23 protein-coding genes are annotated in these 21704 nt (G+C 58.9%); 7 read left to right on the top strand and 16 right to left on the bottom strand.

The window, feature by feature from the left end:
• Positions 1 to 122 precede the first annotated feature (122 nt).
• Positions 123 to 1031, top strand: a complete 909-nt coding sequence (locus LRK71_RS00220) for a LysR family transcriptional regulator (protein ID WP_232400270.1) — start codon at positions 123 to 125, stop codon at positions 1029 to 1031.
• 171 nt (positions 1032 to 1202) lie between these two features.
• Here the strand turns inward: LRK71_RS00220 and LRK71_RS00225 are convergent, their stop codons facing one another.
• The 5 genes from LRK71_RS00225 to LRK71_RS00245 all read right to left on the bottom strand — a co-directional run bounded on the left by LRK71_RS00225 (position 1203) and on the right by LRK71_RS00245 (position 5815).
• Entirely contained in the window at positions 1203 to 2711 is a 1509-nt protein-coding gene (locus tag LRK71_RS00225) for a M81 family metallopeptidase (RefSeq protein ID WP_232400272.1), read from the bottom strand.
• A gap of 72 nt (positions 2712 to 2783) precedes the next feature.
• Complete coding sequence (locus LRK71_RS00230) at positions 2784 to 3527, bottom strand: amino acid ABC transporter ATP-binding protein (RefSeq protein WP_232400274.1); 744 nt, start codon at positions 3525 to 3527, stop codon at positions 2784 to 2786.
• 24 nt (positions 3528 to 3551) lie between these two features.
• A complete protein-coding gene (locus LRK71_RS00235) occupies positions 3552 to 4226 on the bottom strand; it encodes an ABC transporter permease subunit (protein WP_232400276.1) in 675 nt (224 codons plus the stop codon).
• Positions 4219 to 4944, bottom strand: coding sequence for an ABC transporter permease (locus LRK71_RS00240; protein ID WP_232400277.1), 726 nt, complete (start codon positions 4942 to 4944; stop codon positions 4219 to 4221). Before LRK71_RS00240 ends, LRK71_RS00235 begins: the two co-directional genes overlap by 8 nt.
• 73 nt (positions 4945 to 5017) lie before the next feature.
• On the bottom strand, positions 5018 to 5815 hold the full coding sequence (locus LRK71_RS00245; protein WP_232400278.1) for a transporter substrate-binding domain-containing protein: 798 nt from the start codon (positions 5813 to 5815) through the stop codon (positions 5018 to 5020).
• A 160-nt stretch (positions 5816 to 5975) separates the two neighbouring features.
• On the opposite strand from LRK71_RS00245, the gene LRK71_RS00250 reads away from it, so the two are divergent.
• On the top strand, positions 5976 to 6908 hold the full coding sequence (locus LRK71_RS00250) for a LysR family transcriptional regulator (protein WP_232400279.1): 933 nt from the start codon (positions 5976 to 5978) through the stop codon (positions 6906 to 6908).
• Between the two features lie 689 nt (positions 6909 to 7597).
• Entirely contained in the window at positions 7598 to 8092 is a 495-nt protein-coding gene (locus tag LRK71_RS00255) for a lysozyme inhibitor LprI family protein (protein ID WP_232400280.1), read from the top strand.
• Between the two features lie 236 nt (positions 8093 to 8328).
• Here LRK71_RS00255 and LRK71_RS00260 read toward each other — a convergent pair whose 3' ends face one another.
• From LRK71_RS00260 to LRK71_RS00310, 11 genes are all read right to left on the bottom strand, one after another.
• Positions 8329 to 9174 carry a DUF4394 domain-containing protein gene (locus tag LRK71_RS00260; RefSeq protein WP_232400281.1) on the bottom strand — a complete coding sequence of 282 codons (846 nt, stop codon included), beginning with the start codon at positions 9172 to 9174 and terminating at the stop codon, positions 8329 to 8331.
• 64 nt (positions 9175 to 9238) lie between these two features.
• A complete protein-coding gene (gene msrB / locus LRK71_RS00265) occupies positions 9239 to 9694 on the bottom strand; it encodes a peptide-methionine (R)-S-oxide reductase MsrB (protein WP_232400282.1) in 456 nt (151 codons plus the stop codon).
• Between the two features lie 66 nt (positions 9695 to 9760).
• Positions 9761 to 10312, bottom strand: coding sequence for a fasciclin domain-containing protein (locus tag LRK71_RS00270; protein ID WP_232400283.1), 552 nt, complete (start codon positions 10310 to 10312; stop codon positions 9761 to 9763).
• 121 nt (positions 10313 to 10433) lie between these two features.
• A complete protein-coding gene (locus LRK71_RS00275; RefSeq protein WP_232400284.1) occupies positions 10434 to 11120 on the bottom strand; it encodes an anti-sigma factor in 687 nt (228 codons plus the stop codon).
• A complete protein-coding gene (locus LRK71_RS00280) occupies positions 11117 to 11632 on the bottom strand; it encodes a sigma-70 family RNA polymerase sigma factor (protein ID WP_232401106.1) in 516 nt (171 codons plus the stop codon). Before LRK71_RS00280 ends, LRK71_RS00275 begins: the two co-directional genes overlap by 4 nt.
• A 407-nt stretch (positions 11633 to 12039) precedes the next feature.
• A complete protein-coding gene (gene queF / locus LRK71_RS00285) occupies positions 12040 to 12507 on the bottom strand; it encodes a preQ(1) synthase (protein WP_232400285.1) in 468 nt (155 codons plus the stop codon).
• A 12-nt stretch (positions 12508 to 12519) separates the two neighbouring features.
• Positions 12520 to 13239, bottom strand: a complete 720-nt coding sequence (gene queE / locus LRK71_RS00290) for a 7-carboxy-7-deazaguanine synthase QueE (RefSeq protein ID WP_232400286.1) — start codon at positions 13237 to 13239, stop codon at positions 12520 to 12522.
• Positions 13236 to 13592, bottom strand: a complete 357-nt coding sequence (gene queD / locus LRK71_RS00295) for a 6-carboxytetrahydropterin synthase QueD (protein ID WP_232400287.1) — start codon at positions 13590 to 13592, stop codon at positions 13236 to 13238. Before queD ends, queE begins: the two co-directional genes overlap by 4 nt.
• Complete coding sequence (gene queC, locus LRK71_RS00300) at positions 13592 to 14284, bottom strand: 7-cyano-7-deazaguanine synthase QueC (RefSeq protein ID WP_232400288.1); 693 nt, start codon at positions 14282 to 14284, stop codon at positions 13592 to 13594. The genes queD and queC overlap by 1 nt, the downstream gene beginning before the upstream one ends.
• Before the next feature lie 358 nt (positions 14285 to 14642).
• The gene (locus LRK71_RS00305) at positions 14643 to 17141 is read right to left on the bottom strand and encodes an ATP-binding protein (protein ID WP_232400289.1); all 2499 of its coding nucleotides are present in this window, start codon (positions 17139 to 17141) and stop codon (positions 14643 to 14645) included.
• 7 nt (positions 17142 to 17148) lie between these two features.
• Entirely contained in the window at positions 17149 to 17871 is a 723-nt protein-coding gene (locus LRK71_RS00310; protein WP_232400290.1) for a winged helix-turn-helix domain-containing protein, read from the bottom strand.
• Between the two features lie 278 nt (positions 17872 to 18149).
• Here LRK71_RS00310 and phnD point away from each other — a divergent pair, with 278 nt between their 5' ends.
• The 4 genes from phnD (at position 18150) to phnE (LRK71_RS00330) (ending at position 21675) form a co-directional block, all read left to right on the top strand.
• Positions 18150 to 19133 (top strand): phosphate/phosphite/phosphonate ABC transporter substrate-binding protein, encoded by a 984-nt coding sequence (gene phnD, locus LRK71_RS00315; protein WP_232400291.1) that lies wholly within the window; start codon positions 18150 to 18152, stop codon positions 19131 to 19133.
• 156 nt (positions 19134 to 19289) lie between these two features.
• A complete protein-coding gene (gene phnC / locus LRK71_RS00320; RefSeq protein WP_232400292.1) occupies positions 19290 to 20075 on the top strand; it encodes a phosphonate ABC transporter ATP-binding protein in 786 nt (261 codons plus the stop codon).
• A complete protein-coding gene (gene phnE, locus LRK71_RS00325; RefSeq protein ID WP_232400293.1) occupies positions 20072 to 20866 on the top strand; it encodes a phosphonate ABC transporter, permease protein PhnE in 795 nt (264 codons plus the stop codon). The genes phnC and phnE (LRK71_RS00325) overlap by 4 nt, the downstream gene beginning before the upstream one ends.
• A complete protein-coding gene (gene phnE, locus LRK71_RS00330; protein ID WP_408635955.1) occupies positions 20863 to 21675 on the top strand; it encodes a phosphonate ABC transporter, permease protein PhnE in 813 nt (270 codons plus the stop codon). The genes phnE (LRK71_RS00325) and phnE (LRK71_RS00330) overlap by 4 nt, the downstream gene beginning before the upstream one ends.
• Positions 21676 to 21704 lie beyond the last annotated feature (29 nt).

Raw genomic sequence — 21704 nt, forward strand, 5'->3', positions numbered from 1 at the left:
CATCCTATCTGGGGGCTTTCGGGTCGAAGGCTCCTCCCTGCCCATCAACACATCCCGGTGTAGAGAGGCGCGCGGAACAATCCTAATGACATATATCACTGACTGATATTAAAATTGGTAATATGGAAAGATTCTCCAATCTCAACAGTATCCTCGCCTTTATCACGGTCGCCCGTGAGGGCAGCGTGTCCCGCGCGGCGGAGGTGCTGAACCTGACGCAGCCGGCGCTTAGTCACCAGATCAGGCGTCTGAGCGAAGAAACTGGGGTGACCTTTTTCAAGCGTGCGCCGCACGGGCTGAACTTGACGCCGGACGGCAAGGCGCTGCTGCCAAAGGCTGAGGCCGTCTTGAGTGCCATGGCAGAGTTCCAGCAAAGTGCAAGCAGCCAAGTCGGTCAGGTCTTGGGCACGCTGCGGATCGGAACGATCGTGGACCCTGAGTTCATCCGCTTGGGTCGCCTGTTGAGCCACTTGGGCGAAACTTACCCCGGCATTGCCACGGAACTGGTGCATGGTATTAGTGGCGATATCCTCGAAAAGCTGCGCCGCGGCCAGATCGACGCGGGGTTCTACCTGACAGATCCCGGCGCGGTCGACGATCTCGCGGCAGGGGTCCCCTTGCAGGTGCAGCTGCTCGCCACCTTCAACTACCGCATCATCGCCCCCGTCGGCTGGGAGGCCCGGGTCGCCCGCGCCGACTGGTGCGACCTGGCGCAGCTGCCGTGGATCGGGACCAGCGCGGTTTCTGTTCATAATCGTCTATTGAGCAGGATCTTTCAGGACCACGGCTGTACGCAGAACACTGTCGCGCTGGTCGATCATGAGGCGTCGATGCTGGAGATGGTCCGCGCCGGGGTTGGCCTGTGCCTGTGCCGCGAAAACATCGCGCTCGATCAGCAGCACTCCTACAGCCTGAGCCTGTGCGAGACCCAAAGCATACCGGCCTGTCTGGTGATGCTTTCACTAGAGGCCCGCAAATCCGCGCCTACCATCGCAGCCCTATTCGAACAGCTGGCCACTGTCTGGCGATAAATGATCGCGACGAAAGCATGTTATCAACCAAACGGCCTGCTGGTTTGGATCGAGACCGCACTCTTGCGCGCTGTCGAAGAACTGAACACCACCTTCGAAACGCCGATCGTTCAAAAATAGGCAAGTGAAGCTCCGGCAATGCCGCCGCCAATAATTGCGATGTCATGAATTTCAGGCATGAAGCGTCTCCAGAGGAAAAACCGGGCGGCGCAGGCGGGTGTATCTGCGCTTGCTGACATCCGGGGTGCAAAGCCCGCCTGCGTCGGCGGTGATGATCGCTGAGGCGATGGGAGCGAAGGCGCCCTTGAAATGCTGCATCGACTTCACGGCGAGGACCGATTTGCTTGCCGGTTCGATGCCGATCAGGCGAAAGATATTCTGATCCAGCATCTGCATGCGGTCCGTGACGATCATGATGTCGATCCCCTCGACCCGGAAACACACGCTTATCCCGGTCGAGCCGGGCAACCCGGTGAACATCGGCCCTTCGAACGTGAAGGCACCGTCGCTGATGGCGCGCACCTCTCCGGTGAGTTCAAGCGGACCGCCGCCGACCGAAGGGTCGCATTTCCCCCCGATACTGAGCGTGACCTGTGCTCCAATCCCGGCCTCCGCCAGTTCCGTGGCCGCCGCAGGATCCCACAGCGCGCCAGCGGCCGCGTTGGTGATCCCGGCGTCCAGCAGGGCGGCGATCATCGCCGTGCAGTCACTATAGGCACCGGAACCCGGATTGTCAGAATAATCAGCTACGACAATCGGGCCTTGCGGCGTCGGCTTTTGCTGTAACTGCTCTTGAACCTGGGTGATGCACTCAGGCAGGGAAACCGGCAGGTTCCATTCGTCGCGAAAAGCCCAGATCTGGTCACAGATACGGGAGCCAATCCCGGCAGCGGTTGCGGCGTCGACCCTGGCGGTGTCATGGGTGACCAGAACGCTTGGCCCAGCGGCCCAGACGTCTGCATCCGTGAACCCGGCATTGATCGCAACATTCAGGACTCCCGGGGCCTTCATTTCTTCAGCGGCGTTTTCCAACAGGCGGCACATTGGTCCGCCTTCGGTGGTACGCCCGTCGTCGCAGCCCAGCAGCATCGCAGGGCGTTCAATGGTCAGTTTGGGTGTTATATCCCCGGTCATGGCCCTGTGAAGCAGGCCTGCTGCCTCGTGGCCCACTTTATGCATATCCACATGCGGATAGGTGCGGAAGGAGACGGCAATCTGTGCCAGGTCTGCCATCTCATCAAAGATATTGGCATGCAGGTCCAGGGTGATGGCCAAGGGCACCTGCGGTCCGACAACCGATCGGATCTCGCGCAGAAACTGGCTATCGCCATCCTGATCGGTTTCCGTGACCATGGCGCCGTGCAACGCCGCGAATACGCCGTCAAAGGGGCCATGTTCCTTCAGACGGCGCAGGCACTCCGTGGTGATTTCCCTGCGGGTCTCCTCGGTCACGATGCCACCTGGTTCGGCATGGGCCGCAGTGATGAAGACAGGTGTCCAGCCGTGGTCTTCGGCGGCGTCGATGCAACCGCCGACCTCGGACCCGGTGCCCTTGAACTTTGCAAGGATTTCATCGCCCTTGAAATAATGGCTGGCATGGAAATCGTTCATATCCGTGCGCATGACCGTGAAGGTGTTGCTTTCGTTTATGAATTCTATAATGGCGACACGGAAGCTCATGTCTTTTATCCTTTGTGCCAAAAGGGGAAATGTGCCGGGCGGTGGCCCGGCTCAGAATGCAGTGACCGGTTCTTAGTGGCCGATCACCTGGTTGATGAATGTGCGCGCCCGGTCGGTTTCCGGGGTTGCGAAAAAGGCCTCGGGGGTGTTGATCTCCAGTATCTGCCCGGCATCCATGAAAACGATGCGATCCGCCGCCTTGCGGGCAAATCCCATCTCGTGCGTGACGCAGACCATTGTCATCCCGTCGCGGGCAAGATCGGTCATGACGTCCAGAACCTCGCCAATCGATTCCGGATCCAGCGCCGAGGTTGGTTCGTCGAACAGCATGATGTCGGGCATCATGCACAGGCTGCGCGCAATCGCGGCGCGCTGTTGCTGACCACCGGACAACTGTGACGGGAATTTCCCTGCGTGATCCACCATGCCCACCCGTGACAGGAGTTCCATCGCCTGCCGTCTTGCTGTCGCCTTGTCGAGGCGCAGCGTGCAGGTCGGCGAAAGCGTGCAGTTGTCGAGCACTGAGAGGTGCGGGTACAGATTGAAATGCTGGAAGACCATGCCCGCCCGGGCCCGAACCTGACGCAGCACTGCGGCTTCGTCCGAAAGGGTGACGCCGTCAACCGTGAGACTACCGGACTGATGATCCTCTAGCCCGTTGATGCACCGGATCAGGGTGGATTTCCCGGATCCGGATGGGCCGCAAATGACGATCCGTTCGCCCTTTTCCACGGTCAGTGTCACGTTCTTCAACGCGTGGAAGCTGCCGTAGTACTTGTTCAGGGCTTGAATGGATATAGCGCGGGTGTCAGCCATAAAGCGTGTCCTTTCTCTGGGGGCTCAGGCTGCCCAGGCGTTGCGCCTTTCGATCCGGCGCAAGAGCCATTCCAGCACCAGCACCAGTACGAGGTAATGCAGGGCGGCAACGTAATAGGCACGCAGATCAAAGGTTTCGGAGAAGATGAAACGGGCTTGTCCCATCAGATCAAAGATAGTGATGATGGCCAGCAGAGAGGTGGCTTTGAGCAGCAGGATGAATTCATTGCCAAGCCCGGGAAGAGCGCGGGCGATGGCAATCGGAAACAGAACGCGGCGGAAGGCCGTCCAGCGCGTCAGGTTAAGCGCCGCATTGGCTTCCCTGATGGAACTGGGAATACCGTTGAGACTGCCGCGAATGATTTCTGCCTGATAGGCGGCGGTGTTCAGCACGAGCGCCAGCAGGCCGCAGTAGTAGGCGTCCCGGAAGAACCACCAAAGGCCAAGCGACCGCAGGTCCCGGCTGAACTCGCCGGCGCCATAGTAGACCAGGAACAGCAGCACCAGCAGCGGCATGCCCCGGAAAAAAATCACATAGCCGTAGGCCAGAACGCCGCTGAGGCCCCGGTTGCGCGCCCGGGCGACGCCGATGGGAAGGGCCAGCACAAATCCCAGCAGGATGGCAAGGAGGGTCAGGCTGGCAGTGACCTTGAGCCCCGAAAGCCACAAGTCTTTGTAATCGAACCAAAGGTCAAGCATGGGCGCGCCCTCCGGCGACAAAGCCGCGCGCGGCACGCCTCTCAAGCCGTTTCTGGATCCAGGACGAAAAGATCACCAGGCTAATGTAGATGGCCGCAATCACAAGGTAGAAGAAGAACGGCTCCCGGGTGGTGTTGATGGCCAGGGCGGCCACATGGGTCAGGTCGCTGAGCGCGATCACGGATACCAGCGAGGTGTCCTTCAGTAGGATCACCCAGAGATTGCCAAGCCCAGGCAGGGCATGGCGCCAGAACTGAGGCAGGACAACCTTCCAAAAACAGTGGAACCGTGACAGCCCAAGCGCCTGAGCCGCCTCGACCTGACCTTTGCCAATGGCCTGAAGGGCGCCGCGCACCACTTCGCTGCCATAGGCGCTGATGACCAGGCTTAGTGCGATCAGACCGGCCAGAAAGGGGCTGATCGACAGCGTGCTGTCGAGCCCGGCATAATCCGCTACCCAGCTGATTACGACCTGCGATTGGTAGTAGATGATCAGCAATGTCAGAATCTCGGGCAGGCTTTTGAAGATCGAAACATGCATCTGCGCCAGATACCGCAGCGGTCGCCTCCGGGAGCTGCGCGCCCAGTGAATCAGGAACGACAACATGATCGAGACCGGAAAGGTGGCCAGAGCCAGCCCAAGAGTCATGCTGAGACCGATAAGAAGTTCGTCCCCCCAACCGGTGGGACCGGGGGTCAGAAGGGAAAGTAATTCCATGGAGTCATCCAGGTGGGGGAAGTTTCAGGCCCTGTCGCCGGTTTCTGTGCTATGGCGACTGAGGCCTTTCTGTTCAGCCTTCGAATAGATCGCTGACCATGCGGGGTTGCGAGCGGATGTCGAATCCAAAGTATTTGGCGCGGATGTCGTCATAGGTGCCGTTGGCGATGATCGCGGCCAGAGCGTCGTCAATGCGTGTTTGCAGCTTTTCATCCTCCAATCGCATGGCAATACCCGCCCCGATGGTACCGTCCATCAGGAAGTCTTCGCCCACGAAAGCGCAGCAATCGGTACCGTCCGCCATCCAGTCCCCGATGCTGAATTTACTTTCCAAAACCAGATCTAGCCGACCGCTTTCCATATCAAGTAAGGCTTCGCCCAGCTTCGGATAAAGCTTGATTTCATTCTCCGGGAAATACTCCTGCAGAACAGTCACAGCAACCGATCCGGACTGTGTGCCAATGACCATGCCTTCAAGGCTGGCAGGGGTGGCAGTGTCCAGTTCCAGTTCTTTCAGCGCGGCAAAGCGCATGGCGTTGAAATAATAGGGCGAGGAAAAACGGACCTTTTCCTGGCGCTTCTCGGTGATGGCCATGGAGGCCACCATCACATCGAATTTTTTCGCGTTGAGAGCGGGTATGATGCCGCCCCATTCGTGGGTGCTCCATTCACACTCTACCTGCATCTGCATGCACAAAGCGTTGCCGATATCCACGTCGAACCCTTTGAGAGAGCCGTCTTCAGTCACAAAATTGAAGGGTGCGTAGGCACCTTCTGTGCCAATCCGCAGGGTCTCGGCAGCAGCTGGGAGGGCCAGACTTGCAGTCAGGAAAACTGCGCAGGGCAGCTTGAAGGGGGCAAAGGCTGTCATGTTTTCGTGTCTCACCTGTTGAGCCCGTAGCGGGTGGCGCTAGTTTGGGCAATGTATTAGTTTTTTGGAACGTTTGGTGATATTGCACCACCACGTCCACATTGCTTAAGAATTAGGATCAAAGGGCGTTCGCAAACAATGCAAAAGAAGTATTTGTGGTATGAGAAAAAATAATACCGAGGCGCTTTCTAGACCGCAGCGGCGTCAACTTCCCAATCTTAAGGCTCTTCGGGCATTCGAGGCGGTGGCGTTCCACGGCAGTTTTACCCGCGCCGCTGACGAACTGGCTGTCAGTCAGGGGGCGGTCAGCCATCAGGTGCGACAACTGGAAGAGAACCTCGGCGTTTCTCTGTTTCTGCGCGGTGCAAGAGGAGTTTCCCTGACACAGGAAGGCAAGGTGCTGCAGGAGGCCAGTGAACGCGGCTTTGACGAGATCGCAGAGAGCACTGCCCTGATCCGCCGCGATCGCAAGGACCGGGTGCTACGGGTACGTGTCGGTCCGTTCTTTGCCATGAAGGTTATTGCCCCAAGAGTGGCGGGCTTTCTGGAGAAAAATCCCGGTGTTCAACTGCATCTCACCAATCTTGAGGCCGACGCGCCGCCGCCCGGCGCCGGGGATATTCAGATCAAGTATTGCCTTGAGCCGCCTGCGGGGTGTCCCGCGATAGAGGTGTTCCGCGAGCGTCAGGTCCCGGTGTGTAGTCCTGAGTTGCTGCAAACCGTGCGCAATCCGGTGGAGTTGCTGGAAGACCCGAAGATGCCCCGTCTGCATTACAGGGATTTAGCTGAGTGGCAGGCATGGCTGGACGGCACGGACCTTGGCGCGGCGTCTGCTAATTCCAACCTGATCTTTGACGATCAGCATACCATTCTTGCGGCGGTGCGATCTGGTCAGGGCGTTGGGTTGGCCGACCGGGCCTTGATTTCCGAGGACGTCGAGCGGGGGCGCGTCTGTGTCGTGTCTGAAAAATCGGTTGAACCGGAAATCTCCTATAAATTCATCTGCGGGGCAGGGCGGAATACCCCGGGTTCTTTAATCGAGACCTTTCGCGTTTGGCTGATGTCGGAACTGGAAAGCCTTGAAGGAGCCTGAAGGCGCATGGCAGTGATCCGGGACTGAAGGGCCTTGAGCCGGGGCTCGGAAATTCGGGTCCGGAGATTTCTTGCGGCGCGGCGAAGTGCCGAATGAAGCTGGGCCGGTTGACTGCCGGAACTCGGCCAGTTTGGACCGCGGCGAATGGCCGTGCTCGGCGCTTGTTTTGGACGACCTGCGCATAAAACACCATTTGCAAAGTCGTGGGATCTGGCGACATGACGGACGATCGTTGCCGCATAGGCACTGGAAAAAGCTGGCCTTCGCTGCACAGGCAGCATCAAATCAAGCTGGAACGGAAGAGATGCGGGATTTGCCCGTCTTCTATTCAATCTGCATGGTCCCTTTTGGGTTGTCTCTAAATGCCTAGGATAAAGACGGCAACATACCAGGCCGTGAATACTAGCAGCATGCATCCGGTTGCAACCAATAGCAGGCGCGTCAGCGAAGACGGAAAGAGAGCCCCCAATAGGCAAATGGCCGCAACAATTAGCATTATGATTGGAGGTAGGAGCGCAATAGATGTCATGTAGAAGCATAGAGCATGATCACCCGATCTTGGCAAGCACGCTGCCAGAACGTCTAAACATCTACTTTTCAAAAGGGCGATTAAAAACCAGTGAATTACAAATATCAGAATCTATGCATTCACAAGGGGCTATACGACCGAATTTGGAGTATACGAGAACATGCGACTAATTATTGCAATATTATATGCAATTTGCGCGACACCTGTCTTCGCACAGGATTTCAAAATTGATCCACACTTGATTGACCGCTGTTTTCCCATTGTGGACGACCCGATGCTTTGTGTGGGGCGCGAAGCCTATGATTGCATTTTCAGAAATGGCGGTGGGCCAAACATGGTTCTCGGCGCTTGCTACGAAGCGGAAGCTGCAGTTTGGGATGACTTTCTGAACGAAGCCTACCGGGATTTGATGTCCCTTGCTCATGATCTCGAAAGTTCGGATAGTGGGTGGGAGACGGGGGTGTTGGTTAATACGTTGCGTGGCATGCAACGGTCTTGGATTGTTTACCGTGATGCGCGCTGCGCAAATGCCGTGGCGCTTGCCAAGCCTTTTGGGTCTCGTGCCTCCGCTGCTTCCGCGTTTTGCCAGATGGAGGAAACGGCAAGGCAATACTTTGTGCTGCGCGGAATGCGCAAGGATTATGAATTTCACTAAATGCTTGGCCCTTGTGAAGAGCAAACTGAGGGGCTGTAGGACCAGTCCTGAAAGTATGCCGCAGTGCTAAAGTAAACCACTGATCTTCGAAAGCAGCATAACCGCCTGTTAAGTTCTTTGCAGAGTGCGCCTTGTTATCGCGCCCCGAAGCGTGAAGCGCTGGACTGCGTGGATGAATAGAAAAAGGCGGCACTCAAAAGAGCGCCGCCTGTTACTCGTTACGAACGATTGGCAGGTCACATTCCGGATGACGCTGCAAAGCTGGAAACCTCTGCGGTCCCCAAATCCGACAGAAGTGTTGCGGCGCCCGTCATCAAGTCGATGGCATACAGTCCTGCGCTGTCCTGTCCATCAATCTGAAGCACGGCATAGGCGGCATCGCTGCCTTCCTCGGGTGAGACGATGTCGAACCCGCCGACGGGTAGGATATCGGCCGGTTCGCCGTTGATGGTCACAAGACCGATCGTCTCAAGCGTCCCTGCGTTGTTCGCCAAGCTCACCAGCGCATTGGTGCGCGCATCCAGGGCGTATTGGAACGTGCCGCTGGCCTTCGCACTGTTGATCGCGTTGGTGTAGGCATTGGCAAAGATCAACGGCTTCTCGCTTTCGAACATGTCGCCTGCGGCGTAGAACAGATCGGTAAAGCGCCGAACGGAATTGGCCTTGTCACCGCCAAAGTCGGTCGGGAAGTAGACGAGGTTATCGCTCATCGATGAGACGGCGCGCACGGCGTCGATCTTGTTGTTGAAATCAAACGCAACCACCGCATCGTCCGCGATCATGGCGTCGTTCATGAAGGTTGCGCCCTGATCCATGGTTTTGCCGGTTACTGTGTCGATGGTCACTATCATACCATCTGCATAGCCGATGAGGTCGCCGGTGACAGGACGCCACGCGATGGACCGGACCGGCGTGGACAGCTCCACCATGCGTGCCTCTTCGGGGGTCGAGATGCTATCGATGATCGTCAGGCCTGTGCCATCGGCGGACAGCATATAGCCCATGGTGCCTGCATGGCTATCCGCAAAGGCGGGGACGGCGAGCAGGGCGATGGCAGCGGTGAGGGATGTAGAGCGTAGCATGAGGTTTCCTTTCATGAATCCCGTTCGGGATCGCGCAGCGCTGGTCGCACGGCGCATGTTTGTTTCAGGTTTTGAATGTCAGGCTGACACCATTGAGACAGTGGCGTTTGCCGGTGGGGGCCGGCCCGTCGTCGAAGATATGTCCCAGATGTGATCCGCAGCGCCTGCAATGGACCTCGGTGCGGGTGGCAAACAGGCTGTTGTCCGGCTTGGTACGCACAGCCCCGGGCAAGCTTTTCCAGAAGCTGGGCCAGCCGGTTTCACTGTCGTATTTGTGCTGCGAGGAATAGACTGGCAGATCGCAGCCCTTGCAATGGTATGTTCCCGCGCGCGTCAGGGTAAGCAGCGGGCTGGAATAAGGGGGCTCGGTCTCTTCCTCCCGCATGACGGCGTATTCCGCATTTGTCAGCATGGCGCGCCACTCGACCTGCGTTCGGGTGATCTCAAAGGGTCCTTCCTGGGCGTGAAGACGGGTTCCGGCAAAGGCAATGATCCCGGTCAGAAGCGTACGGCGGTTCATTTGGAAGTCTCCTTTCAATTGGACGTGCCCCTCCGCCGAAGCGGAGGGGGGAGCGAACGCGCGGAATTACTTGGGAACAAGCACGCTATTGACGACGTGGATCACGCCATTGGATTGATCGACATCAGCAACGATGACCTTGCTGGCATTGCCGTTTTCATCGATGAGGTAGACATTGCTGCCCTTCACCTGTGCCGAAAGCGCATCACCGGACACGGCGTTGAAGTGGTAGAACCCATCGCTGCTGGCGCGCGCTGCGGAAACGATATCGGCGGCCGACCAGTCACCGGCCACAACATGCGCCGTCAGGACCTTTTGCAGCATTCCCTTGTTTTCGGGCTTCAGCAGTGTTTCGACCGTGCCGGCGGGCAGCGCCGCGAATGCATCGTTAACCGGGGCGAATACTGTGAAGGGGCCTTCGCCTTGCAACGTGTCCACCAGATCAGCGGCCTTCACAGCCGCGACAAGCGTCGTGTGGATGGGGGAGTTCACGGCATTTTCAATGATATTGCGATTTTCCAGCATCGGCGCGCCGCCAACGGTTGGGTTGTCAGCAAATGCAGCGGTGCCAAGCGCCAGAGCAGCAGTGGAAGCGGCAATGAATGTCTTGATAGTCATGGGTAGTCTCCTTCGTTGCGTTGGCCCTTTGTGGGCCGGCGATGAAGGAGACACGGGGCGTTCCGAGATAAAGTTTCAAAGTTTTTTGAGTTTTTTCGAAACCCTGTTTTAGGGCAGATGCCTAGGCGTCAGCCACAGATCCAACCGCAAGTACCGCACCCGTCGGTGCACCCGTGGGCGAGCCTCCGACTGGCTCGTCACTGATGGCCAGCACCGCCTTGGCCATTTGCGTCGCCAGGGCGCTTGGCACTTTGATGCGTGCCTCGAGATCGTCAGGCAGAACGCCCAGTGACACCGGCGCATCCGCGCCGTCTGCAATCAGCCACAATTCCAGTACGCGCCCCGGTAGGGCGTTCCCGGTTTGGCGCGACACCTGAAGTGTGTTCGTTTCGGCAATGAAGCGCGCAGCAACAATAAGCGAGCCGTCTTCAGCAGCAATACTTGCCGTGTATGTCGGGTCGGGACCGGCATCCGGGATAAGGTTAGGCACCAACAGAATGGCCCCGATACCAATGCCAGCAGCAGCGACACCGCCCATCAGCCAGCCCCACCAGCGGCTGCGTGGCGCTGTGTTGTCCGAAAAGAGCGAGTTTTGCAGCCGGGCTTTCACAGCGGCTGGTGGCGTAACAGGTGCAATATCCTGCGTCATGAGGGAAAACTGTTCGTCCCAATCGCGCACCAGATCGCGCAGGGCCGGCTCAACAGCCATACGCTGCTCGAACGCTGCGCGCTCGGCATCATCAAGAAGATGCAGCACATACTCGCCCGCAAGGGCGGTATCGTCGCTATGGTCTTCTTCCGGGCTCATCGGCTTAGGCATTCCCTCAGTTTCAAAAGGCTGCGTCGCAGCCATGTACGCATTGTATTGAGCGGCACATCGTATCGTACCGCTAGGTCCTGGTAGCTGTCACCGTCCAGATAAGCGCGACGCACAGCCTCTGATTTCTGTGCCTCCAGCTCTTGCAGGCATCGGTTCAACTGCGCGCGCTCGGACGAGGCGACAGCCTCTGCCTCGGGCGTCGGCGCCCCGTCAGAGAGATCGTGGACATCGTCGATATCCACATGGCCGTCCCGCCGGGTGCGTAGCTTGTCGATTGCCGTATTGCGGGCCAAGGTAATCAGCCAGGTCATCGGGCTATATCCGTTCGCACTATAAAGACTGGCCTTCTGCCAGACCTTCACAAATACGTTCTGGAGCGCGTCTTCGGCTTCGGCCCTATTGTTCAATACACGCAGGCACACGCCAAAAAGTTTCGCAGAAGTTGCATCATAGAGCGCAGAAAATGCAGCACGGTCACCAAGACCCACCTGCAAGATCATGCTCTCAATGTCGCTCTTCTCGGTCACTTGGTGTTCAAACCTTTCCTGATTTCAGGGAACAATGCTCTGGCGAACTCCGAAAGACCAGTGGCAAAAGAACACCTAAGTCAGTGCCGCGCGATGGGCAATAACCTGTTGCCAGACCCCATGTGCCAATATCCGCCATTTTTGACCTGTACGGAAAGCAGAGGTCGGCGCAATCACAGCGAAAGCTCACTGACCGGATTGCGGGCGAGGCGCTGCAATTGTTCGTTCAGCTTTGCTGCGACGTCGTGTTGATGCAGCATTGCAAACGGGTTGGCATCAGTCGCGGATATGCCAGCCGCCTGCGCTGCCGCAAGCGGCGTGGCCTCTTCTATCGTCCCAGCCGGTGCGTCAATTATGCAATATCACTGCTCCGGCTGTAATCATCCGCGACCACGATATGTCGGTACGCCCTGATCCGGGATCCAGACAGTCGCAGGCTGCGCGCCTGTCTGGTAGAAAATATCAATGGGAATGCCACCACGCGGATACCAGTAGCCCCCGACACGCAGCCACTTGGGGCTCAGCAAATCCACGAGCCGCTTGCCAATGGTGACGGTGCAGTCTTCGTGAAAGGCGCCATGATTGCGGAACGCGCCAAGAAAGAGCTTCAGCGATTTGCTTTCCACAAGCCAGTCACCGGGCACGTAGTCCAGCACGATATGGGCAAAATCCGGTTGCCCGGTCATCGGGCAGAGTGAGGTGAATTCAGGCGCTGTAAAGCGCACCGCGTAGTCGGTTCCGGCCTGGGGGTTGGGAACGCGTTCCAGCACCGCCTCTTCTGGCGAGCCGGGCAGCTCGGTCTTGCCGCCAAGCTGGGTCAGGTTTGCATAGATGTCTTTGTTTTCCATTGTTTTAGTCCTTCAAACGCCGCGTTTGTTGCCCCAGACGAGCACATGCAGCTGTGGCAGGATGGTAGGGGTGTACCAGCGATCCCCCAGAGTTTTATCGATCAACCATTCGTAGCGGTCCATGATGCCATCCATGTCGATTTCGGCATCTTCTGCCTCGGGGGGCGGGGGGGTATGATTGCCCGGTTGCAGATAGAGCGGCAGGCGGGGGTATTCCGCGGCGACGCCGCGTGCCCAGGCATAATCGATCTCGTCAAAGATCACGATTTTCATCACGGTTTGCCTGTCTTGCGCAGCTGCGATGCAGGCGTCGAACCTGGCCCAATCAACCGTCTCGCCCGAGGAGGGCGGCTTTGGGCTTAGGATCAATGTGGACAGCGCGCTGAACCAATCCTGCGCAATGGATCCCTGGGTTTCCATCACAAAGCTGTAGCCCTTGGCCCGCCCCAGTTCGATCAGCGGTGCAAAGTCCTGAATTGCCGGGTTGCCACCGGATAGAGAGACGGCCAGCGGCACCCCTCCGGACAGGCGCTCTACCGCAGCAAAAACCTCTGATGGGCTCATGGCTTTCCAGTCATGGCGGAACTTGTTGTCCACCGCATGCAGGCTATCACACCAGCTGCAGCGATAGTCACATCCACCCGCCCGCACAAAGACGGTGGGAACCCCGATGACGGCGCCTTCCCCCTGTATGGTGGGGCCAAATATCTCTGCGATACGTAGCGGCTTCATGGGCGGTACTCGGCCCAGGTTTTGGGGGTCTCGCTGATCCGCACGGCGCTGGTTTGTGGCCAGCGTGCCCGGCAGAAATCGAAGATTGCCTTGGCCAGATATTCCGAGGTGACCATATCGTGGTCGAAGACCTCGTTCAGATGGCGGTGATCCAGTGCGTCGTCGATCCAGGCCTTCAGCGGTTTCAGCTCGCGGTAGTCGAGAACAAAGCCATGCTCATCCAGCTCTGGTGCTGCCAATTCCACCTCGACAATATAGTTGTGCCCATGCAGGCGGGCGCAGGGGTGGTCCTGATGCAGGGCACAAAGCTGGTGGCTGGCGGAAAAGTGGAACTCTTTGGTGATCCGGTACATCAAGCGGCCCCCACCACGGATTTCCAGTAGTCTGGATCGCTGTAGGTGGTGGGATCCGTGATCCCGGCGATATGGAAGGCTTCGCGCCGTTCGACACAGGTGCCGCAACGTCCACAGTGATCGCTGCCGCCCTTGTAGCAGGACCAGGTTTCAGCAAAGGGCGTGCCGTGCCGGGCGCCTTCGGTTACGATGGCTGATTTGGGGACATGCACAAATGGCGTATAAAGTTTGACATCGGCATAGCCATCCAGAGCCTTGGCCTGCATTGCCTCAAAGGCCTCGGTGAACTCGGGGCGGCAATCGGGGTAGATGAAGTGATCCCCCCCGTGGACGGCGGTGGCCACCGCATCGGCCTGTTTGGCCGCCGCCACGCCAAAGGCAATGGCAAGCATGATGGCATTGCGGTTTGGCACCACGGTGGCCTTCATGGTTTCTTCGGCATAGTGGCCGTCGGGGACATCTACATCGTCGGTCAGGGCCGAGCCCGACAGATGGGCACCGATATGGCGCATGTCGATCAAGTCAAAGGGGGCATCCAGACGTTTGGCGCAGAGCGCGGCAAAGTCGGTTTCCTTGCTGTGGCGCTGGCCATAATCAAAGGAAATCAGGCCTGTCAATTCGTGCTCTGCCGCAACCTTATGCGCCAAAGACACCGAATCGAGACCGCCTGAGCAGATAACGATTGTCTTCATTTTTCAGATCCATGTTTTGTTTGCCGGGTTGGCTACGACCGGCGCCCACACTGTGTGAACGCGGTGTTTGTAGCAGATATCGGTCGTGGGGAAAACCAACTTTCTCTGGGGGGGATGCGCACCGGGCCGCGTGCGATCATGCGTTTTCCGGGGGCGATCCGGAGCAGAGCGTCGCTAAGTTGAAGGCATCGAGCGCGGCAGGGGGCTCTTTGCTGTTGGGTCAGTGGAAATTGCGACGTGGAAACAGCCGCCTGGCTTGATCGCGCGGATGGCGTGCGGTTTGGTGGATCAGCGCAGGCCAGCCGGATCAGGCGCGCTACGCCTATGATCGTGAACTACGCCCCTCTGGCAACAGAGGCTAGCGCGCAGCAACAAGATCGCGCATCCGGGTGTCGCTTACAGGTTTGGTCAGCCTTGTCAGGTGCGGCGCATTCGCCAGAGCCTTGGGGGTGCGGCTGGTTTCGCGGGTGGACATCAGCGCCAGCTGGCAGTCGGGAAACAGCTGATGGCCAAGCTGCAAAATCTCCCATCCCGAGGCACCGCTGTCGAGGTTGAGATCGCTGACAATCAGATCGAGCTGATCCTGCTGGCGCAGCTGGGCGGTGCCATCCGCAAAAGAGGTCGCGCGGATCACCTGATAGCCGAGAGCCTCTAGGCTGGTGGCGGTCGAGGCGAGATAGGCCGGGTCGTCATCCACCACCAGGGCGCTGCGCGGTGTTGGCAGCGGATCTGCGCGCGGAGTTTCGTCGGCCAGGGGCGGAAAGCACAGGGTGACGGTGGTGCCCTGCTCGGGCGGGGCCGTGCGTGATGTCAGGGTCAGACTACCGCCGGATTGATGCACAAAACCATCCACCATGGACAGCCCGAGCCCGGTGCCATTGCCACCATCGCGATGGGTGAAAAACGGCTCTGTTGCGCGCCGCAGCACCTCTGGCGGCATGCCAGAACCGCTGTCGCGCATGGTGAGCCGCGCGCCGCCATCTGTGCTTTCATCCACCCGCAGACTGATGGTCCCAGCCCCGCTGATCGCCTGACCGGCATTGACGCAGAGGTTAAGCACCGCACTTTCCAGCTGGCCTGGATCAATGCGGGCCAGAACCGGGCTGTCGCTGCGCTCTAGCTGGATGGTCACGGTGCTGGGCAGGGCGATTTCCAACAGATCAACCATGCCATCGATCAGCAGGCCGATATCTGTCACCTGGGGTTCCAGATGCTGCTTGCGGGCAAAGGCCAGCAACCGTTCCGTCAGGGAGACGCCCAGATCCACAGCTGAACGGATGCGGGCGCGGAAATGGCGCGCCTGTTGCGAATCCGCCCCCTCCAGCAGGTGTAGGTTGCCGGAAATGCTCGATAGGATATTGCCAAAATCATGGGCGATTTCACCCGAAACCTTGCCCAGGGTTTCGATCCGGCGGATTTCTTCCAACCGTTCCTCGACCTTCTTGCGTTCGGTGGTTTCCGACAGCAACCAGACCACGCCACCATCGGGCAGGGGGGAATGGCGCATCTCCAGCACATTGCCGGCGGGATCGACATATTCCTCAAAGCCGCCGCGCTCTCCGGCGCTGGCCTGACGTACAAAGGAAGACTGCGCGATCAGATCCTGCATCCGGTCATGCGCATCGGGGGCGGCCCGTTCCAGCCGCAGCAAGTGGCGCAGATTGTCGTTTTCCGCCTCAATCCAACCGGTCGCCGAGGCAATCGCCACCCCGTCTGTGATATTACGAAACACCCGTGAAAACAGGGCGTTCTGGTGGCGGATCTGGTTGGTGCGTCGATCCAGCTTACGGGCATTTTCACGAAAGACGCGAAAGGCGGCAAACAGCTGACCGATTTCATCTTCGGAGCTGGGGCCGCGAGGCAGGGCGGCACTGTGGTTGCCGGCAGCCAACCGGCGCATGGCATCGGCAATGCGGTGCAGGTTGCGCGCCACATAGCGCGAGACATAGAGCGACGAGGTCACCGCCACCAGCAGGCTCATCAGGGTGAGAGCCAGAAAGGTGTTCTTGGCGATCCCAAGGTTATCGGAGGTCTCAGCGCGGGCCTGTGATAGGCGGGCCTCTGCCTGAGCGACCTTGCCTTCGGCAAAACGGGTGATCCGGCTGGTCTCTTGGCGGATGCGAAACAGCGCGTTTTCGGCATCAAGCCGGGCGGCGATTTCGCGATGTTTCAGGGCAAACAGGCTGTCGTCGCGCTGGATAACATCCTGAATTTCATCAAAGGTCGCCTGGTGTGGGGGCCGTAGACGCTGCGCAATATAGCTGCGATCCTTGGTATAGCGTTGGTTGAAATCGCCCAGTTCGATCAGGGCGCTTGCCCGCCCGGCTCCTAGTGCGCTGGTGGTCATCTCTTGCAGCCCGGCCCAGACTTCGCGTTCTGCCAGTGGACGGGTTGTATCGCGGGCCAGGCGGCGGATGCGCTGGTTCAGCCGCACCAGATCGCGATCAATCGCGGTAAGGGTGGCCTTGCGGGCGGTCTGTGGCACCAGCGCCGTGGTCAGATCGTCAATCGCCAGCCGCAGCCGCGCCAGAGGCAAGGCCAATTCCGGGTCGTCCCGCGCGTGCTTTTCGATGTTTTCCAGGTTTTCCAGCACGCTCTGGGCTTCTTGCTCCAGCTGAAAGGGCGGGAACAGCGCATAGAGAAACGGGGCCGAGCTCGCCAGATCCGCCGAGACCCGCGATAGATCCAGCGCATCAGAGACCTCTGCCAGGGTGTCCTGATGCAAAACGTTCATCCAGAATTCCGTGCGGTTTAACACCCGGATACCAATCAGGCTGACCAGCAGGATCAGGCCAAAAAGCAGGGCAATCGCTGCCGAGAGACGAAAGCGGACGCTAAGGCGGGGGAAGGCTGGCATCATAGGGTCAGACCGGCGAGAGTTGGAAAATATAGCCCTGGGCACGGCGGGTCTGCAGATGCACCGGCTTGGAAGGCACCGCCTCGATCTTGCGGCGCAGGCGCAGGATCAGCACATCAATGGTGCGGTCGACATAGCGCTGCATGTCAGAGCCCAGCTTTTCCAGCAGTTCGGGACGCGGGATCACCCGGTCGGGATGCTGGGCAAAATATTCCAGCAGGCGGTATTCAGCATTGGTCAGGGGGATTTCTTCACCCCGACCATCCAGCAGGCGGCGTGATTGCACGTCCAGACGCATGGTGCCAAAGGCGATTTCCTGATCCGGGGCGGCGCTGGGCCTGGTGGTCCCATGGCCATAGCGGCGCAGCACGGCGCGGATGCGGGCAACCAGCTCGCGCGGGTTGAAGGGCTTTATCATATAGTCGTCGGCGCCGGTCTCCAGCCCGATGATCTTGTCGATCTCATCACCAACACCGGTCAGCATCACAATCGGGATCTCATAGCGTTCGCGGATATGGATCGCCAGGGTCAGGCCGCTTTCACCGCGCAGTCGCAGGTCTATCAGCGCCAGATCCACCTGCGGCGGATCACCAAGCGCCAGAAAGGCAGGGATATCCGGGCAACAGACCGCATCAAAGCCGCTCTCATGCATCAGGGCAGACAGCGTGTCGCGCACATTGGCGTCGTCATCGACAATGGCAATCAGCGGCTCGGCTCTGTCTGCCTGCATTGCGCGTTTCCTTTGTTGTTGCCGGCGTTCCTGTGACGATGCGCCCCCTCTGGCGCCGCAGTAAACTGGCACCTCTACCTGAGTGCCGTAAATCCAGCCAAATATTAAGACCATCCGGCAGCGATTGTAATACTGTTAACATGAAACCGCGGTTTCGGCTGTTCCATTAACAGAAGACGCCTCGCCTCTGATGTGGCCGCACTTCTATCGTGAGGCGTCAGCGTTGGATCCCGCTTGCTTCGTCGCATGGTGGGTCCGGCGTATAAAGGGAGGACACCATGACGAAATTTATCACCCGTGCCGTAACGGCGCTGGGCATCCTGTCAGTGAGCGCAATCGCTGCAGCAGCTGCCGAAGACTGTGAAACCCGTGGCGCGCTTGATGTGCTGTATTGCGATGCTAATGGCGATCTGGTTGCGGACACTCCCACCGATCCCGCCAAGCTGAGCGACCCGGACACCCTGGTCTTTGCCTATACACCGGTCGAAGATCCGGCGGTTTACGCCGATATCTGGGCACCGTTCATTACGCATCTGGAGGAGACCACTGGCAAGGACGTTCAGTTCTTTGCGGTGCAGTCCAACTCCGCCGAGGTCGAGGCCATGCGCTCTGGCCGTCTGCATGTTGCGGGTTTCTCCACCGGGCCGACCCCCTTTGCGGTGAACCTTGCGGGCGCGGTTCCCTTTGCCATCATGGGCGCGGAAGACGGCCAGTTTGGCTATAAGCTGCAGGTCTTTACCCAGGCCGATAGCGACATCAAAACCGTTGCCGATCTGGCAGGTCGTCGGGTGGCGCATACTTCGCCCACCTCCAACTCTGGCAACCAGGCGCCGCGCGCCCTGTTCCCAGGTCTGGGTGTCGAACCAGACAAGGATTATGAGGTGGTTTATTCCGGCTCGCACGATCAGTCGATGCTGGGCGTGGTAGCAGGCGACTATGACGCGGCACCTGTGGCGTCGGAAGTGGTGGACCGCATGGCGGAGCGCGGTCTCTATGACACCGCTGATGTACGCAAGATCTGGGAAAGCGACCCCTTCCCCACGACGTCTTTCAACCTTGCGCATAACCTCGACCCGGCGCTGGCTGAAAAGATCAAGGAAGCCTTCTTCACCTTTGATTTCGCTGGCACCAAGCTGGGCGATGAGTTCGCAGGCGTCAGCAAGTTCATCCCGATCACTTACAAAGATCAGTGGGCCGTGATCCGTCAGATCCAGGGATCCAACGGTGTGGAATACACGCCACAGGGTCTTGCCGGGAAGTAATCCTGCACAAACCATCCACCCGGTCGGCCAAGACAGCGCCGACCGGGTGACACTGCCTCAGGCCTGTTTCGCCCCTTTACCCGTTTTTGCCATTTCAACTCTGCGCCGCTTGGATCCCCCTTGCGGGGGCGGCTGGCTCTTGTCCGAAAGACCATCATGCTAAAAATCTCCAAACTGACCAAACACTATGGATCCGGCGATCCTGTGCTGAAAGAGCTGGACCTGACCGTAGAGGGCGACCAGCTGACCTCTGTCATTGGCTCTTCCGGGGCGGGCAAAAGCACGCTGTTGCGCTGTATCAACCGGCTGGTTGAACCGACCTCTGGGTCCATTGATCTGAACGGCACCGAATTCACCACCCTGAACCGCCGGGAGCTGCGCGCCGCGCGCCGCCGTATTGGTATGGTGTTCCAGGGGTTTAACCTGATCGACCGCCTCACGGTCATGGAAAATGTCCAGTCCGGCCGACTGGGCTATATCTCGACCTGGTCGGCGCTGACCCGGCGCTATCCACGCGACGACATCCGCCACGCCTATGAGCTGATGGAGCGGGTTGGCATTGCCCATTATGCCAACAAACGCGCGGATGAGCTGTCGGGCGGGGAACGTCAGCGGGTTGGCGTGGTGCGTGCTTTGATGCAACGGCCAGAAATTCTGCTGGCGGATGAACCCACGGCTTCGCTTGACCCCAAGACATCGGAGCAGATCATGTCGCTGCTGCGCGATCTGGCCAGCGAGCTGAAGTTGCCGGTGATCATCAATATCCACAACGTGACCGAGGCCAAGGAATACAGCGACCGCATCGTCGGAATGCGTTACGGCCGGATTATCTTTGACGATCTGCCAGAAAAGCTGACCACGGCAGAAATGGACGAAATCTATGCCGGGGTTCCGGCGATGGATCGTGCCGCGGTTGGTGCCTCGGTTGGAGCAGGGGCATGAGCGGAGCAAAAGACTGCTGGCGCAAGCCGCCCTTTATCGCCAATCCGGTGCTGCGCTATGGCCTGTACGGCGCGGTATTGATTTACTTTGTCGCCACCCTGGCCACCTTGCCGATCGACTGGGACCGGGTAGCCGATGGCATGACCCGCGCGCAGCGGATTTTCAACGGTGCCTTCCCGCCCAATTTTGAACGCTCTGGCCTGCTGATCGACGGCTTTCTTGAAAGCCTGAAAATTGCCATCCTGGCCACGGTGGGCGGCGTTGCGCTTTCGGTGCCGCTGGCCTTTATGGCGGCGGGCAATATCGCCATCAAACCAGTTTATTTTCTGGGGCGTGCCATCATCATCGTGGCGCGCAGTTTCCACCCGGTGATCGTGGCGATCATCTTTGTAAAGGCGGTTGGCTTTGGTCCCTTTGCCGGGGCGCTGACGCTGGTGGTCTATTCCATCGGTTTTGTTGCCAAACTGCTGGCCGAACGGATCGAAGAGATCGACTTTGGCCAGGTAGAGGCGATGCGCTCTGCCGGGGCGGGTTTCATTGCGACGCTGGTCTATGCGGTGCTGCCGCAGATCATGCCGCGCCTTGTGGGCCTGGGGATCTATCAGCTGGACAGCAACCTTCGGGCCTCGGCCGTTGTGGGCATTGTGGGCGCGGGCGGCATTGGTGCCACGCTGGCCAATGCCTTTGGTCGCTATGACTACGATTTTGCCCTGGCGATCACCATGGTCATCGTTGGCGTCATCCTCATCTCTGAAGCGGTGAGCGGATTTGTCAGGAAGCGGATTGCATGATGAGCACTCAACCTTTGCAAGACACACTGGATCACTGGTCCCGTTTCACCCTGCGCCAGCGCCTGATGCGCTATGGCGGTCTGGCCTTGACCCTGTTGTTGGTTGGCTGGGCGCTGGGCAGCATTGATGTCATCTGGGAATGGGTCTGGGATTCGCCCCGGCAGATGGGCGATTTGTTTGGCCGCATGATGCCGCCAGACCCCAGCAATCTGCCCTCAATCCTGGAAGCGATCTGGCAGACCGTGAATATCGCCACCCTGGCGACCATGGTCGCGGTGGTTGTCTCTTTACCGGTGGCCTATATTTCCGCGCAGAATACCACGCCCAACCGTGTTGCCCTGTGGATTGGCCGGTTTATCCTGGTGTCGTCTCGGTCGGTGAATACCATCATCTGGGCGCTTCTTTTTGTGGCGATCTTTGGCCCCGGCATCGTGGCGGGTATCGTGGCGATCATGTTCCGCTCTATCGGGTTTCTGGGCAAACTCCTGGGCGAAGCCATCGAGGAAATCGACCACAAACCGGTTGAGGCCCTAGAGGCCTGCGGTGCCTCGCGGTTCAAGATTGTGCTCTATGCCATCGTGCCGCAGGTGATGCCGGCCTTCTTTGCGGTGGCCATTCTGCGCTGGGACATCAACCTGCGGGAATCCACCGTGCTGGGCCTGGTTGGCGCGGGCGGCATTGGCATGATCCTGCAAGGTGCCATTGATACCTTCAACTGGCCCGAGGTCTCTATGGTCTTGCTGACCATTCTGGCACTGGTGGTCTTTGGCGAGGTGGTTTCTTCCTATCTGCGCAAAAAGATCCTGTGATCACCTGCGACGCAAACTGACCCTGGGCC

It is taken from the genome of Pseudophaeobacter flagellatus (genome assembly GCF_021228235.1).
Taxonomy (GTDB): domain Bacteria; phylum Pseudomonadota; class Alphaproteobacteria; order Rhodobacterales; family Rhodobacteraceae; genus Pseudophaeobacter; species Pseudophaeobacter flagellatus.